The organism is Streptomyces sp. NPDC003011, assembly GCF_053591515.1.
Genome location: NZ_JBSFTY010000007.1, coordinates 58,724 through 71,389, shown reverse-complemented (window position 1 = coordinate 71,389; position 12,666 = coordinate 58,724). Strand labels below are relative to the sequence as shown.

Genomic DNA, 12,666 nt, shown 5'->3' with positions numbered 1-12,666 from the left:
TCTCAAGGAACTCCAAAGCGCGAAGGGGCCCCGCTGTCAGTGGTCCCGCCGATACTGGGGGCATGACGACGGCTCCAGGCACCGTGCTGGTCGTGGAGGACGAGGAGAGCATCGCGGACGTTCTCGCCATCGCCCTGCGCTACCACCAATTCGAGGTCATGACGGCGGGCACGGTCCGCGAGGCGCTCACGCTCGCCGAGCGCACCCGCCCGGACGCGGCGCTGCTCGACGTCATGCTCCCGGACGGCGACGGCCGCGCCCTGGCCCGCCAACTGCGCGCCCGGCGGCCCGATCTGGCGATCGTGTTCCTCACCGCGCGCGACGCGCCCGCCGAGGTCGTCGGCGCGCTCGGCTTCGGCGACGACTACATCACCAAACCGTTCAACATCGACGAGGTCGTCGCGCGGATCACGGCGGTACTGCGCCGCACCCGCCCGGCCGACGTCCTGCCGCAGCGGCCACCGCTCAGATACGGCGACCTGGAGCTGGACGAGACGACGTACTCGGTGCACCGCGCGGGCCGCTCGGTCGAGCTGACCCCCACCGAGTACGCGCTGCTGCGTTTCCTGGTGCGCAACGGCGGCCGGATCGTGCCCAAGGAGCAACTCCTGCGCCATGTCTGGCAGTACGAGCACACGCCGGCCGAGTCGACCGTCGTCGAGACGTACATCAGCTACCTGCGGCGCAAGCTCGACGCGCTGGGACCGCCGGTGATCACCACCCGGCGGGGCGTCGGATACGGACTGGCGTGAAACGCCCGGGTCTCCCGTGGCGGGCTCGCGCGCGGGAGCGGACACGCCGCAAGCGCGGCCTGCACTCGCTGCGCGGCAAGCTGACGCTGGCGAACGTGGCGCTGCTCGCCGTCGGGATCGTCGCGGCGACCGCCGTGAGCCTGATGGGCATGCGGTACTACCTGCTGGACCAGGTCGACACGCAGCTGGCCAAGACCCGTGAGTCACTGGGCGGTTCGCAGCTGACGCTGCGGTCGATCGACTCGCTGAGCGTGCTGGGCTTCCTCCGGGACCGGCTCGTGCGCGAGCAGACGGACCAGGAACCGACCCCGGACTCCCTGTTCACCGCCGTCGACAGCCGGGGCGAGGCGATCGGCATCCTCGGGATCCAGCCCACCGACGCCCAGCGGGGCCTCGCGGACGCCGTGGACGACCCGGGCGCGCTGAACGAGGACCCCGAGCCGCACGACGTCACCGTGCACGGCGCCTCCTACCGGGTGACCGGGACCGAGCTCGCCGACGGCACCCAGATCCTGCTGGCCACCTCGACCGACGCCCTGCACAAGGGCGTCGCCAAGGCCCTCAAGCTCGACCTCGCCATCGGCACGCTGCTGCTGGCGCTGCTCGCCGCGCTGACGATGATGAGCGTCAGGCGCCGGATGCGGCCGCTGGAGGACATGGTGGAGACCTCGTCCGCGATCGCCGAGGGGGACCTGACCCGGCGCGTGCCCTCCAGCCGCGATCCGACGCAGGAGGTCGAACAGCTGCGCCTCGCCCTCAACTCCATGCTCCACCAGGTGGAGTCGGCGTACCGCACGCGCGAGCGCAGCGCGGCCCAGCTGCGCCGCTTCGTCGCCGACGCCTCGCACGAGCTGCGCACCCCGCTGTCCGCGATACGCGGCTACCTCCAGCTGTACGACCGGGGGATGCTGTCCGACCCGGACGACCGCAAGCGGGCCTGGGGGCGGGTGATGACGGAGGCCGACCGCATGGGGCGGCTCGTCGACGAGCTGCTCACCCTGGCCCGCCTCGACCAGCGGCCCGAACTGCGCCTGCGGAACGTGGACATGAGCCGTCTGGTGCGGGAGGCCGCCGAGGACCTGCGGGTGCAGCAGCCCGGGCGGCCCGTCACCGTCGACGCGGACGGCTCCCTGCTGGTGCGCGCCGACGAGTCCGGCCTGCGGCAGGTGCTCGGCAACCTGGTGGCCAACGTGCGCACGCACACGCCCGGGGACGTGCCGGTGCGGCTCGGCGTGCGGCGCGCGGACGGGGTCGTACGGCTGTGCGTCGCGGACAAGGGGCCGGGGCTCGGCCCGCAGGACGCGGCACGCGTCTTCGACCGGTTCTTCCGGGCCGGCGGAGGCGCGGGCAGCGGGCTCGGCCTGGCCATCGTGCAGGGCGTCGTACGGGCCCACAACGGCGAGGTGGCGGTGCACACGGCACCGGGCGAGGGGCTGACGGTGACGGTCACCTTGCCGGCCCGGGGCGGCGGGACGACGACGGGGGGCGAGCCGGAAGGGCTGTGCCCACCGGAGCCGTCTGCCGGTCCGCAGGGCCCGTGATCGTCCCCGGCGCGCCGGCGGGCGTGTCTCTCCCCGTACGCGTCTCTCCCCGTACGTCTCTCCCCGTACGTCTCAGTCCGCAGCCGGGCCTCCCCGGACGGCCGGGCGCCGGCCGGCGCGGTGCTGCCGTGGCGCTGTCCGCCGTCACGCCGGGGCGTGTCCAGCCGCGGGACCGCGTCAGATCCGGGCGGGACGCCGGAGGCGGAGGACGGCGTCCGGGCCGGCGCCCGGGGAACCGGCCCGTTCAGGCCTGCCGTGACGCCAGTTCGATCACCGTGATGTCCGACTGCGCCCCGACCCGGGTGGGCGGGCCCCAGGCGCCGGCGCCACGGCTGACGTACAGCTGGGTGTCGCCGTAGCGCTCCAGGCCCGCGAGGGTCGGGTTCGCGGACGCCGCGATGAAGTTGCCGGGCCAGAGCTGGCCGCCGTGCGTGTGACCGGAGAGCTGGAGATCGACGCCGTGTTCGACGGCGTCGTGGATCTGGACCGGCTGGTGGGCGAGGAGCACGCACGCGCGGGCCGGGTCCCGGTCGCCAAGCGCCTTGGCGAAGTCGGGGCCCTGGCCCTCGTCCTCGCCCGCCACGTCGTTGACGCCCGCGAGGTCGAAGTGGGCCAGTTCGGTCCGGGCGTTCTCCAACGGGAGCAGGCCCAGCCGGCGTACCTCCTCGACCCACTGTTCGGCGCCGGAGAAGTACTCGTGGTTGCCGGTGACGAAGTACGCCCCGTGGCGGGCCCGCAGTCGGGCCAGGGGTGCCGCCGCCGGGCGGAGGTCCTTCACGCTGCCGTCGACCAGGTCGCCGACGACCGCGATCAGGTCGGGCTGGGTGGCGTTGATCGTGTCGACGACCTTCTGGGCGAACCCGCGGCCGAGCACCGGACCCAGGTGGATGTCACTGACCACCGCGATCCGGTAACCGTGTCCCGCGCGCGGCAGCTTGGCCAGCGGGACGGTGACCCGCTTGACCGTGGGGCCGTTCAGGACGCCGTAGGTCCCGTAGCCGACGGTCCCGAGGGCCGCCGCGGCGGCGGCGCCCCCCACGACCCGGGAGACGAACAGACGGCGGGAGGGGAGGACCGGGGCGGCCGGGGGCGCGGGGTCCGGCTCCGGCTCCGGCTCCGGGCCCGGCTCGGAGTCGTGCTCCGGCTCCGGGAGGGGCGCGCCGCCCGCCGGCACCGGTTCCGGCCGGCGGACGGCCGTCTCCGCGCGCGCCCGCCGTTCCAGGAACCGTCGCAGCGGCACTCGTACCACCTCACCCGCCACCACGGCCAGCAGCAGGTAGATCGACAGGGCCATCCACAGGAAACCCGGCCAGGCCAGGACGCGCTGGAGCCAGAACGGCGCACCGGCGCGTTCGGCGACGACGGCCGCGACGGTGAGCGCCCAGCCGCCGGCGATCAGCACCGCGCCCGCACGGCGCACGGGACCCGGTGCCCGGGTCGTGTCGCGGAACAGGCGCCGCCACAGGTACCAGCTGGTCGCCACCAGGACGGCCAGAACGAGCAGGACGAAGAGTATGACCACGGTGTCGTGTCCCCCGTTGTCGGCGGTCGGGCGGTGAGTGGGTGGGGTGAGTGCGGTCTGTGCGCCGGACCGGCCGGCTATGACGTCCGGCGCAATGCGCGGACGCCGCGCAACCCGATGCCCCCGACGACCGTCCCCAATACGAAGGAGACGACGGCGAGCGTCAGATGCACCCAGAAGTACGCCGTCGGCTGGCCGTCGTCGAACGCCAGCCCGCTGCTGTCCTTGATCAGGTTTTTGACGAAAGTGACCCAGATGACCCAGCTCCACACCCCGAAGGCGAGCAGGAACCAGGAGACGGGGCGGCTGAGCTTCATGCGTCCAGTATCGCCGTCCGGTGTCCGGTTCCGTGTGCGGGGTGAGGAGGGCGGCGGGACTTCACGCCGTGTGCCATGTACGTTCCTCACCGTGCCCGCACCCACGAAGACCGCCAGGCGATCCCTGCTGGTCACCACCGCCGTCCTGTCGTCCCTCGCGCTGACCGCACCCCTCTCGCACGCCGCGCCCGGACCGTCACCGAGCACCTCGGGGAGCCCGTCACCGAGTACGTCGGAACCGAACGCGTCGGACGGTCCGTCGGGAAAGCCGTCGGCGAGCCCGTCGGCGACTCCCCCGGCGAACATGTCGACCGTCGGCGGTGAGCGCCTGGGCCGGCCCGGGACGCAGGTCAATCTGGCGAGCGGGGTGCCGGTGCTGCCGAAGGAGCTGACCGCGCGGTCGTGGATCGTCTCCGACGCGGAGTCCGGTGACGTGCTCGCCGCGCACAACGCGCACTGGCGGCTGCCCCCGGCGAGCACCCTGAAGATGCTGTTCGCGGACACGGTCCTGCCGAAGTTCGCGAAGACCGACACGCACAAGGTGGTCCCCTCCGACCTGGCCGGCGTCGGTTCCGGCTCCAGCACCGTCGGGATAAAGGAGGGCGAGACGTACACGGTCCACGACCTGTGGCTCGGCGTCTTCCTGCGCTCCGGCAACGACGCCGTGCACGTGCTGGCGGCGATGAACGACGGCGTCGGCTCCACCGTCCGGCAGATGAACGCGCACGCCGAGGAGCTCCAGGCCCTCGACACGCACGCGGTCAGCCCCGACGGCTACGACGCCCCCGGCCAGGTCTCCTCCGCGTACGACCTGAGCCTGATCGCCCGCTCCGGGCTGCAGAAGAAGGACTTCCGCGAGTACTGCTCGACGGTCAGCGCGAAGTTCCCGGGCAGCACGACGAAGAACAAGAAGGGGAAGACGACCCGCGGCTCCTTCGAGATCCAGAACACCAACAGGCTGCTGACCGGGGACTCCGACCTCTCCGTCTACCAGGGCATCGCGGGCGTCAAGAACGGCAACACCACCAACGCGGGCGCCACCTTCACCGGGGTCGCCGAGCGGGGCGGCAAGGTGCTGCTCGTCACGGTGATGAACCCGGAGAAGGACGAGGCCAACGAGGTCTACAAGGAGACCGCGAAGCTCTTCGACTGGGGCTTCAAGGCGGCCGGCAAGGTCGAGCCGGTGGGTGAGCTGGTGCCGCCGAAGAGCGCCGCGCGGGCGAGCGCCCAGCCGGGGGCCGACCCCTCCGGGGAGGCCGGGGGCGCGACCGTCGGCGGCACGGAGGCCGACGACGCGTCGAAGCCGGTGGCGAGCGCCACGGCCGAGGGCGGCTCCGGCGGCATGGGGATCGCGCTGGCGGTCACCGGCGGCGTGCTGGTGCTGCTCGCGGGCGCCGCGTTCCTGGTCAACCGCCGATGGCCGCTGCCGGATCTGGTACGCCGCCGCCGTTGACGCCGGTGGCGCCGGGGTCGTCGGGGTCTTGGTTCTTGCTCTGCGTCGCCGTCCACGCGGCGCAGAACAGCACCAGCTTCGACGTGAAGTTGATCCACAGCAGCAGGGCGACGGGCACGCCGAACGCGCCGTACATGCTCTTCGCGGCCACCCCCTGCATATAGCCGCTCAGCAGCAGCTTCAGCAGCTCGAAACCGATCGCGCCGGTCAGCGCGGCCACGGCCAGCCGGCGGCGCTTCGGCTCGACGCCGGGCAGCAGGGTCAGCACGTACAGGAGCAGCAGGAAGTCGGCGAGTACGGCGACGACGAACGCGGCGGTCCGCAGCAGGACGCTGCCCCAGCCGGCCTCGTCGATGCCGAGCCGGTCGGTGATCCAGCCGACCATGGCGGAGGCCACGGTGGAGGCGGCGAGCGTGACGAGGACGGCGCCGCCGAGCCCGACGAGGATGCCCAGGTCCTTGGCCTTGCGCAGGACCGGGTTCTCCTCGTCGTCGGGCAGTTCCCACACCGCGCGCAGGCACTCGCGCGTCGAGCCGGCCCAGCCGATGCCGGTGAACAGCAGGGCGGCGCCGGCGATGAGCCCGATGGCGCCGGCGTTCTGGGCCAGGGCGCCGATGTCGAGCTGGTCGGAGATGCCGGGCACCTGCTCGGTGATCTTGTCCTGGAGCTCGTTCTCCTGCTCGGTGCTGAGCGTGGCGGCGCCGATCGTGGCGGCCACGGTGAGCAGGGGGAACAGCGCCACGAAGCTGGTGAACGTCATCGCGGCGGCCAGCCGGGTCCACTTCACCCGGTCCAGCCGTTCGAACGACCGCCACGCGTGCGTGGCCGACAGGCGCGTCACCAGCGGCCCGACGACGGGGAGCTTCTTCAGCCAGTCCATGACCCGACTCTGCCCTCGGCACGGAAGACCAATGTCCTGGTGCCCCAGAATCTCAGAACGGTGGCCAGGGCCATGCCGATTCCCGCGCCGGAGACGATGTCCGCGCGCGGTGAGGTGAGACCGAGACCGTAGTGGCTGACGGTCAGGCACAGGAGCTGGACGAGGGCCCCGGCGACGTTCACGGCGAGGAAGACGGCGTACTGGCGCCCTCGCGGGCCGCGCTGCCGGCGGTACGTCCCGAGCGCGTTGCCCGCGTACGCCACCGAGCAGCCCGCGACGAAGGACAGCGCCTTGGCGGTGAGCGGGCCGAGACCGGCCGGGCCGCGCAGCCAGGTGAAGAGGGCGAGGTCGACGGCGTAGGCGAGGAGACCGGCCGCGGCGAAGCCGAGCAGTTCGCGCCGGCTCACCCGCGCGCGGGGGCCCGCCCGTTCCTTACGGCGGGTCCACGCGCGCGTGGTCACCAATTGGCCACCGCCAGACCGTACATCGCGAGCCACACCAGGCCGATCAGGGCGAGCGCGCGGTCGCGCAGGACGACGTCCTCGGGTTCGCCGGCGGTGCCGCGGTCGGCGAAGACGGCGTACCTGAGGATCGCGAGGATGAAGGCCACCACGGACAGCTGCCGCCAGGGCAGCACGCTGGTGTGCGGCACGCCGCCCTCCTCCAGGGCCCACAGGCAGTAGCCGAGGACGGCGACCCCGGCCGCGAGCTGCCACACGAAGCGCAGGTAGCCGGCGGTGTACTCGGTGAGCAACGCGCGGGTGGCGCCGGCCTTCTCGGCCAGGTGCACGGCTTCGGAGTAGCGCTTGGCCGACACCATGAACAGCGCCCCGAATCCGGTCGTGATCAGGAACCAGCGCGACAGCGGGATGCCGAGCGCCAGCCCGCCGACCATGGCCCGCATCAGGAACCCGGTCGTGACGACGACCAGGTCGACGACCAGGACGTGCTTGAGGCTGACGCAGTACGCCAGCTGCATGCCCAGGTACGCCGTCAGCAGCGCGGCGACGGCCGGTGAGACCAGCCAGGCCGCGGCGACCGGCGCGAGGACGCCCAGGACGGCTCCGACGGCGTACGCGACCGGTACGGGGACCTGGCCGGCGGCGACCGGGCGGTGGCGCTTGGTCGGGTGGGCGCGGTCGGCGTCGGCGTCCCGGGCGTCGTTGACCAGGTAGACGGCGGCGGCGCAGGCGGTGAAGAGGAGGAAGACCAGCGCGAGTTGGGTCAGGGCGTGCCGGGAGAAGAGCTGGCCGGCGGCGGCCGGGGCGGCGACGACCAGGACGTTCTTGACCCACTGCCGGGGGCGCGCGGTCCTGAGGAGGCCGCCGGGGAGACCTCCGAGGAGGGTGCCCTTGGAGGGCGGCGGGGCCGGCCGAGGGGGCGTGCGCTGTTCCAGCAGCGCCGCCTCGCGGGTGGGCGCGCTGCCCGTCATGGGCGCGGTCTCAGTCATGAGCGCCCCCTCTCATCCAGCGCGCGCCGACGCGTGCCGTGAGCGCTCCGAGGGCCGCGCCCGCCGCCACGTCCGACGGGTAGTGCACGCCGACGACCAGGCGGGACAGGCACATCGCGGCGGCGAGCGGCGGGACGACGTGCGCGCCCAGCGCGCCGAAGGCGACGGCGGCGGCCACGGCGGAGGTCGCGTGGGAGCTGGGGAAGGAGTGCCGGCCCGCGGTGCGCACCAGGGGCGCGACGTGCGCCGGGCGCGGGCGGCGCACGACTCGTTTCACGCCCATGCTGGCCAGGTGCGCGCCCGCGGTGAGCGCGGTGCCGCGCAGCCAGGCGCCGCGTCGCGCACCGTCCACGGCGGCTCCCGCGAGGCCCGCCGCGAGCCAGAGCGCACCGTGTTCGCCCGCCCAGGACAGGGCGCGCGCGGCACCGGCGACGCGTGGGTGGCCACCCTGGGCGTGGAGCGCCGTGAGGATGCGGTGGTCCAAGTCGTCGAGATCGTCCATGGGGACCCACTGTTCACGCCCGCACCGCCATAACTCCGGCAATATTGAGCGACATCCCATTAATCACCCATTTCGGGGAGGGGATTGATGTTTCGGATGTTTCATAACTGATCGCTCACCACTGGACGATACGGTCAGCGATATGCCTGCCGACACCGTTTCCGTCACCGGCTGGGGCCGCACCGCCCCCACCGCCGCCCGTCTGATCCGCCCACGGACGTACGAGGAGGCCGCCGCCGCCGTCCGGGGCTGCGGGGCCCGCGGGGGCATCCCCAGAGGCCTGGGGCGGGCGTACGGGGACGCGGCGCAGAACGCCGGCGGCACGGTGCTCGACATGACGGGCCTGGACCGCGTCCACGCGATCGACGTCGACGGCGGGACGGTGCTGTGCGACGCGGGCGTCTCCCTGCACCGGCTGATGGAGGTCCTGCTGCCGCTGGGCTGGTTCGTGCCGGTGACGCCCGGCACCCGCTATGTCACGGTCGGCGGCGCGATCGGCGCGGACATCCACGGCAAGAACCACCACGTGTCGGGCTCGTTCTCCCGGCACGTCCTGTCGCTGGAACTGCTCACCGCCGACGGCGAGATCCGCACGGTCGGCCGCGGCACGCCCCTGTTCGACGCGACGGCCGGCGGCATGGGCCTGACCGGCGTCATCCTGACCGCGACGGTCCGGCTCCAGCCGGTCGAGACCTCGCTGATGTCCGTCGACACGGAGCGCGCGCGCGACCTCGACGACCTGATGGGGCGTCTGACGGCCACCGACCACCACTACCGCTACTCGGTCGCCTGGATCGACCTGCTGGCGCGCGGTACGGCGACGGGCCGCGCGGTGCTGACCCGCGGCGACCACGCGCCCCTGGAGGCGCTGCCCGAGGGCACCCGCGCGCGCAGACAGCCGCTGGCCTTCCGCCCCTCCCGCCTCCCGGCCGCCCCCGCCTTCCTCCCGGAGGGCCTGCTCAGCCGGACGACCGTGGGCCTCTTCAACGAGCTCTGGTACCGCAAGGCCCCCCGCGCGCGGACCGGCGAACTCCAGCGGATCTCCACCTTCTTCCACCCCCTCGACGGCGTCCCCCACTGGAACCGGATCTACGGCCGCGGCGGCTTCGTGCAGTACCAGTTCGTCGTCGGCTACGGCCAGGAGGACGCCGTACGCCGGATCGTGCGCCGGATCTCCGAGCGCCGGTGCCCGTCCTTCCTCGCCGTCCTCAAGCGCTTCGGGGACGGCGATCCGGGCTGGCTGTCCTTTCCCGTGCCGGGCTGGACGCTGGCCCTCGACATCCCGGCGGGACTGCCCGGCCTCGGCTCCTTCCTCGACGAACTGGACGAGGAGGTGGCCGCGGCCGGCGGGCGGGTCTACCTCGCCAAGGACTCCCGGCTGCGGCCCGAACTGCTCACCGCGATGTATCCGCGACTGGACGACTTCCGCGCGCTGCGCGCGGAGCTGGACCCGCGCGCGGTGTTCACGTCGGACCTGTCCCGCCGCCTCTCCCTCTAGGCCGTTTCCCCTCCAGGCCGTCTCACCCTCCAGGCCGTCTCACCCTCCAGGCCGTCTCACCCCTGGGCCATCAGGCAATCTCAAGGAGCTGTCGTGAAGGACGCCTTCGGCATTCCCCAGTCCCTGCTCGTCCTCGGCGGTACGTCGGAGATCGCGCTGGCCACCGCGCGCCGCCTGATCGCCCGCCGCACCCGCACGGTGTGGCTGGCCGGGCGCCCGACGCCCGCCCTGGAGACGGCCGCCGCCGAACTGCGCGACCTGGGGGCGGACGTGCGCACCGTCGCCTTCGACGCCCTCGACCCCGACTCCCACGACGCCGTGCTCGGCAAGGTGTTCGCCGAGGGTGACATCGACATGGTCCTGCTCGCCTTCGGGATCCTCGGCGACCAGGCGCACGACGAGCGCGACCCGGTGGCCGCGGTGCGCGTCGCGCAGACCAACTACACGGGAGCGGTGTCGGCGGGGCTGGTCGCCGCGCGCGCGTTGCAGGCGCAGGGGCACGGTTCGCTCGTCGTGCTCTCCTCGGTGGCCGGCGAGCGGGCCCGCCGCGCCAACTTCATCTACGGCTCCAGCAAGGCCGGCCTGGACGTCTTCGCGCAGGGCCTGGGCGACGCGCTGTACGGCACCGGCGTGCAGGTCATGGTCGTACGCCCCGGGTTCGTCCGGTCGAAGATGACCGCGGGTCTGCCGGAGGCGCCGCTGGCGACGACCCCGGAGGCCGTCGCGGCGGCCGTCGAGCTGGGGCTGCGGCGGCGCTCGGAGACGGTGTGGGTGCCGGGCACGCTCCGGGTGGTGATGTCGGCGCTGCGGCACCTGCCGCGGGCGGTGTTCCGGCGGCTGCCGCTGTGACCACAGGTGCAGCCGCCGTCACCCGTGGTCACCGTCGGCGGGTGGGCAGGGAGCCGTGCTCCGGGCGAGCCGCCTGCGGGGGGACGACCGGGCTCGCGAAGGTGAACTCGCGGAGCTTGCGCCACACGCCGTCGGCGCCCTGTTCGTAGAGCCCGAAGCCCGTGCAGGGCCACTGGGCCTCGTAGTCGGCGAGCTCCTCGAAGGCGCGGTCCATGGCCTCGTCGTCGATGCCGTGCGCCACCGTGACATGCGGGTGGTAGGGGAACTGCAGTTCGCGGGCCACGGGGCCGGAGGCGTCCCGGACCTGCTTCTGCAGCCAGGTGCAGGCCTCGGCTCCCTCGGCCACCTGGACGTAGACGACGGGCGACAGCGGCCGGAAGGTCCCGGTGCCGGACAGCCGCATCGGGAAGGCGCGCCCGGCCTCCGCGACCTCCGCGAGATGCGCCTCGATCGCGGGCAGCAGCGCCGCCTCGACCTCGGTCGGCGGCAGCAGCGTGACGTGGGTGGGGATGCCGTGAGCCGCGGCGTCGCCGAAGCCCGCGCGCCGCTCCTGGAGCAGGCTGCCGTGGGGCTCCGGGACCGCGATCGACACGCCGATCGTTACGGTCCCCACGTCGTCTCCTTCGTCGTGTCGGCTTGGTCCTGTGCCGGTTTGTTCTCAGCCGTCCGGCTATCGACTGTACGGCCACAGCTGTGCTCTGGGCAGGCGCAGTCGTAGTGATGTGCAGCGCTCTGCCCGGTGATACGTCCGCGCGCTGATCCTCAGTGCTTGGCGGGCAGGAATCCGACCCGCTCGTAGGCCTGCGACAGCGTCTCCGCGGCGACGGCGCGTGCCTTCTCCGCGCCCTCGGCCAGGATCGAGTCCAGCGTCTCCGGGTCGTCCAGGTACTGCTGGGTGCGCTCCCGGAACGGCGTCACGAACTCGACCATGACCTCCGCGAGGTCCGTCTTGAGCGCACCGTAGCCCTTGCCGGCGTACTTCTCCTCCAGTTCGGTGATACCCGCCCCGGTGAGCGTCGAGTAGATCGTGAGCAGGTTGCTCACCCCCGGCTTGTCCGCCACGTCGTACCGGATCACGGTGTCCGTGTCGGTGACCGCGCTCTTGATCTTCTTCGCGGTCGCCCTGGGCTCGTCGAGCAGGTTGATCAGGCCCTTCGGCGTGGACGCCGACTTGCTCATCTTGATCGACGGGTCCTGGAGGTCGTAGATCTTCGCCGTCTCCCGCAGGATGTACGGCTTCGGGACGGTGAAGGTGGCGCCGAAGCGGCCGTTGAACCGCTCGGCGAGGTCGCGGGTCAGCTCGATGTGCTGACGCTGGTCCTCACCCACCGGGACCTCGTTGGCCCGGTACAGCAGGATGTCCGCGACCTGGAGGATCGGGTACGTGAACAGGCCGACGCTGGCACGGTCGGCGCCCTGCCGGGCGGACTTGTCCTTGAACTGGGTCATGCGGGAGGCCTCGCCGAAACCGGTGAGGCAGTTCATGACCCAGGCGAGCTGGGCGTGCTCGGGGACATGGCTCTGGACGAAGAGCGTGCAGCGCTCCGGGTCGAGACCGGCCGCGAGGAGCTGCGCGGCGGCCAGGCGGGTGTTCGCGCGCAGGTCGGCGGGGTCCTGCGGGACCGTGATCGCGTGCAGGTCGACGACCATGTAGAACGCGTCGTGGGACTCCTGCAGGGCCACCCACTGGCGGACGGCGCCGAGGTAGTTGCCGAGGTGGAACGAGCCTGCGGTGGGCTGGATCCCGGAGAGCACACGCGGACGGCGCTGCACGGCGGAGCCGTTCCCCTGAGGGCGGTCGTGGGCGACGGGTGGGCGGTCAGAAGCCATGCTCACCATTGTCTCAGGTCCCGGGGACCGGTCCGGAACTGGTCGGGAACGGGCTGGACACGGGCGGGAACC

Annotated in this window: 13 protein-coding genes; 5 read left to right on the top strand and 8 right to left on the bottom strand. The window is 72.7% G+C overall.

Annotated elements, in window-relative coordinates:
- Positions 1-62: 62 nt before the first annotated feature.
- Both ACWD0J_RS05565 and ACWD0J_RS05560 read left to right on the top strand, forming a co-directional pair.
- Positions 63-752, top strand: a complete 690-nt coding sequence (locus ACWD0J_RS05565) for a response regulator transcription factor (RefSeq protein WP_451494455.1) — start codon at positions 63-65, stop codon at positions 750-752.
- Positions 749-2,293, top strand: a complete 1,545-nt coding sequence (locus ACWD0J_RS05560; protein WP_451494454.1) for an ATP-binding protein — start codon at positions 749-751, stop codon at positions 2,291-2,293. The genes ACWD0J_RS05565 and ACWD0J_RS05560 overlap by 4 nt, the downstream gene beginning before the upstream one ends.
- A gap of 244 nt (positions 2,294-2,537) precedes the next feature.
- On the opposite strand, the gene ACWD0J_RS05555 is transcribed toward ACWD0J_RS05560, so the two are convergent.
- Together ACWD0J_RS05555 and ACWD0J_RS05550 are read right to left on the bottom strand one after the other, a co-directional pair.
- Entirely contained in the window at positions 2,538-3,815 is a 1,278-nt protein-coding gene (locus ACWD0J_RS05555; protein WP_451494453.1) for a metallophosphoesterase, read from the bottom strand.
- Positions 3,816-3,892: 77 nt separating this feature from the next.
- Entirely contained in the window at positions 3,893-4,132 is a 240-nt protein-coding gene (locus ACWD0J_RS05550; RefSeq protein WP_451494452.1) for an SCO4848 family membrane protein, read from the bottom strand.
- On the opposite strand from ACWD0J_RS05550, the gene ACWD0J_RS05545 reads away from it, so the two are divergent.
- Positions 4,071-5,585, top strand: coding sequence for a D-alanyl-D-alanine carboxypeptidase (locus ACWD0J_RS05545; RefSeq protein WP_451494451.1), 1,515 nt, complete (start codon positions 4,071-4,073; stop codon positions 5,583-5,585). The two genes, ACWD0J_RS05550 and ACWD0J_RS05545, sit on opposite strands and share 62 nt — an antisense overlap.
- Here the strand turns inward: ACWD0J_RS05545 and ACWD0J_RS05540 are convergent.
- The 4 genes from ACWD0J_RS05540 to ACWD0J_RS05525 are packed head-to-tail and all read right to left on the bottom strand — an operon-like array spanning position 5,539 to position 8,417.
- Positions 5,539-6,465 (bottom strand): YihY/virulence factor BrkB family protein, encoded by a 927-nt coding sequence (locus ACWD0J_RS05540; protein ID WP_451494450.1) that lies wholly within the window; start codon positions 6,463-6,465, stop codon positions 5,539-5,541. The two genes, ACWD0J_RS05545 and ACWD0J_RS05540, sit on opposite strands and share 47 nt — an antisense overlap.
- A complete protein-coding gene (locus tag ACWD0J_RS05535; RefSeq protein WP_451494449.1) occupies positions 6,453-6,926 on the bottom strand; it encodes a GtrA family protein in 474 nt (157 codons plus the stop codon). The genes ACWD0J_RS05540 and ACWD0J_RS05535 overlap by 13 nt, the downstream gene beginning before the upstream one ends.
- Positions 6,923-7,915, bottom strand: coding sequence for a decaprenyl-phosphate phosphoribosyltransferase (locus ACWD0J_RS05530; RefSeq protein WP_451494448.1), 993 nt, complete (start codon positions 7,913-7,915; stop codon positions 6,923-6,925). Before ACWD0J_RS05530 ends, ACWD0J_RS05535 begins: the two co-directional genes overlap by 4 nt.
- Positions 7,908-8,417 (bottom strand): phosphatase PAP2 family protein, encoded by a 510-nt coding sequence (locus ACWD0J_RS05525; RefSeq protein WP_451494447.1) that lies wholly within the window; start codon positions 8,415-8,417, stop codon positions 7,908-7,910. The genes ACWD0J_RS05530 and ACWD0J_RS05525 overlap by 8 nt, the downstream gene beginning before the upstream one ends.
- A 142-nt stretch (positions 8,418-8,559) precedes the next feature.
- Here ACWD0J_RS05525 and ACWD0J_RS05520 point away from each other — a divergent pair, with 142 nt between their 5' ends.
- A complete protein-coding gene (locus ACWD0J_RS05520; RefSeq protein WP_451494446.1) occupies positions 8,560-9,915 on the top strand; it encodes an FAD-binding protein in 1,356 nt (451 codons plus the stop codon).
- Positions 9,916-10,008: 93 nt separating this feature from the next.
- Positions 10,009-10,764, top strand: coding sequence for a decaprenylphospho-beta-D-erythro-pentofuranosid-2-ulose 2-reductase (locus ACWD0J_RS05515; protein ID WP_451494445.1), 756 nt, complete (start codon positions 10,009-10,011; stop codon positions 10,762-10,764).
- 28 nt (positions 10,765-10,792) lie between these two features.
- Here ACWD0J_RS05515 and ACWD0J_RS05510 read toward each other — a convergent pair whose 3' ends face one another.
- Both ACWD0J_RS05510 and trpS read right to left on the bottom strand, forming a co-directional pair.
- Positions 10,793-11,377, bottom strand: coding sequence for a 2'-5' RNA ligase family protein (locus ACWD0J_RS05510; RefSeq protein WP_451494444.1), 585 nt, complete (start codon positions 11,375-11,377; stop codon positions 10,793-10,795).
- A gap of 149 nt (positions 11,378-11,526) precedes the next feature.
- Entirely contained in the window at positions 11,527-12,594 is a 1,068-nt protein-coding gene (gene trpS, locus ACWD0J_RS05505; RefSeq protein WP_451494443.1) for a tryptophan--tRNA ligase, read from the bottom strand.
- Positions 12,595-12,666 lie beyond the last annotated feature (72 nt).

Coding starts and splice junctions, on each gene's coding strand:
- ACWD0J_RS05550 (WP_451494452.1), bottom strand. CDS start 4,132: ATGAAGCTCAGCCGCCCCGTCTCCTGGTTCCTGCTCGCCTTCGGGGTG.
- ACWD0J_RS05525 (WP_451494447.1), bottom strand. CDS start 8,417: ATGGACGATCTCGACGACTTGGACCACCGCATCCTCACGGCGCTCCAC.
- trpS (WP_451494443.1), bottom strand. CDS start 12,594: ATGGCTTCTGACCGCCCACCCGTCGCCCACGACCGCCCTCAGGGGAAC.
- ACWD0J_RS05520 (WP_451494446.1), top strand. CDS start 8,560: ATGCCTGCCGACACCGTTTCCGTCACCGGCTGGGGCCGCACCGCCCCC.
- ACWD0J_RS05540 (WP_451494450.1), bottom strand. CDS start 6,465: ATGGACTGGCTGAAGAAGCTCCCCGTCGTCGGGCCGCTGGTGACGCGC.
- ACWD0J_RS05565 (WP_451494455.1), top strand. CDS start 63: ATGACGACGGCTCCAGGCACCGTGCTGGTCGTGGAGGACGAGGAGAGC.
- ACWD0J_RS05530 (WP_451494448.1), bottom strand. CDS start 7,915: ATGACTGAGACCGCGCCCATGACGGGCAGCGCGCCCACCCGCGAGGCG.
- ACWD0J_RS05545 (WP_451494451.1), top strand. CDS start 4,071: ATGACCCAGCTCCACACCCCGAAGGCGAGCAGGAACCAGGAGACGGGG.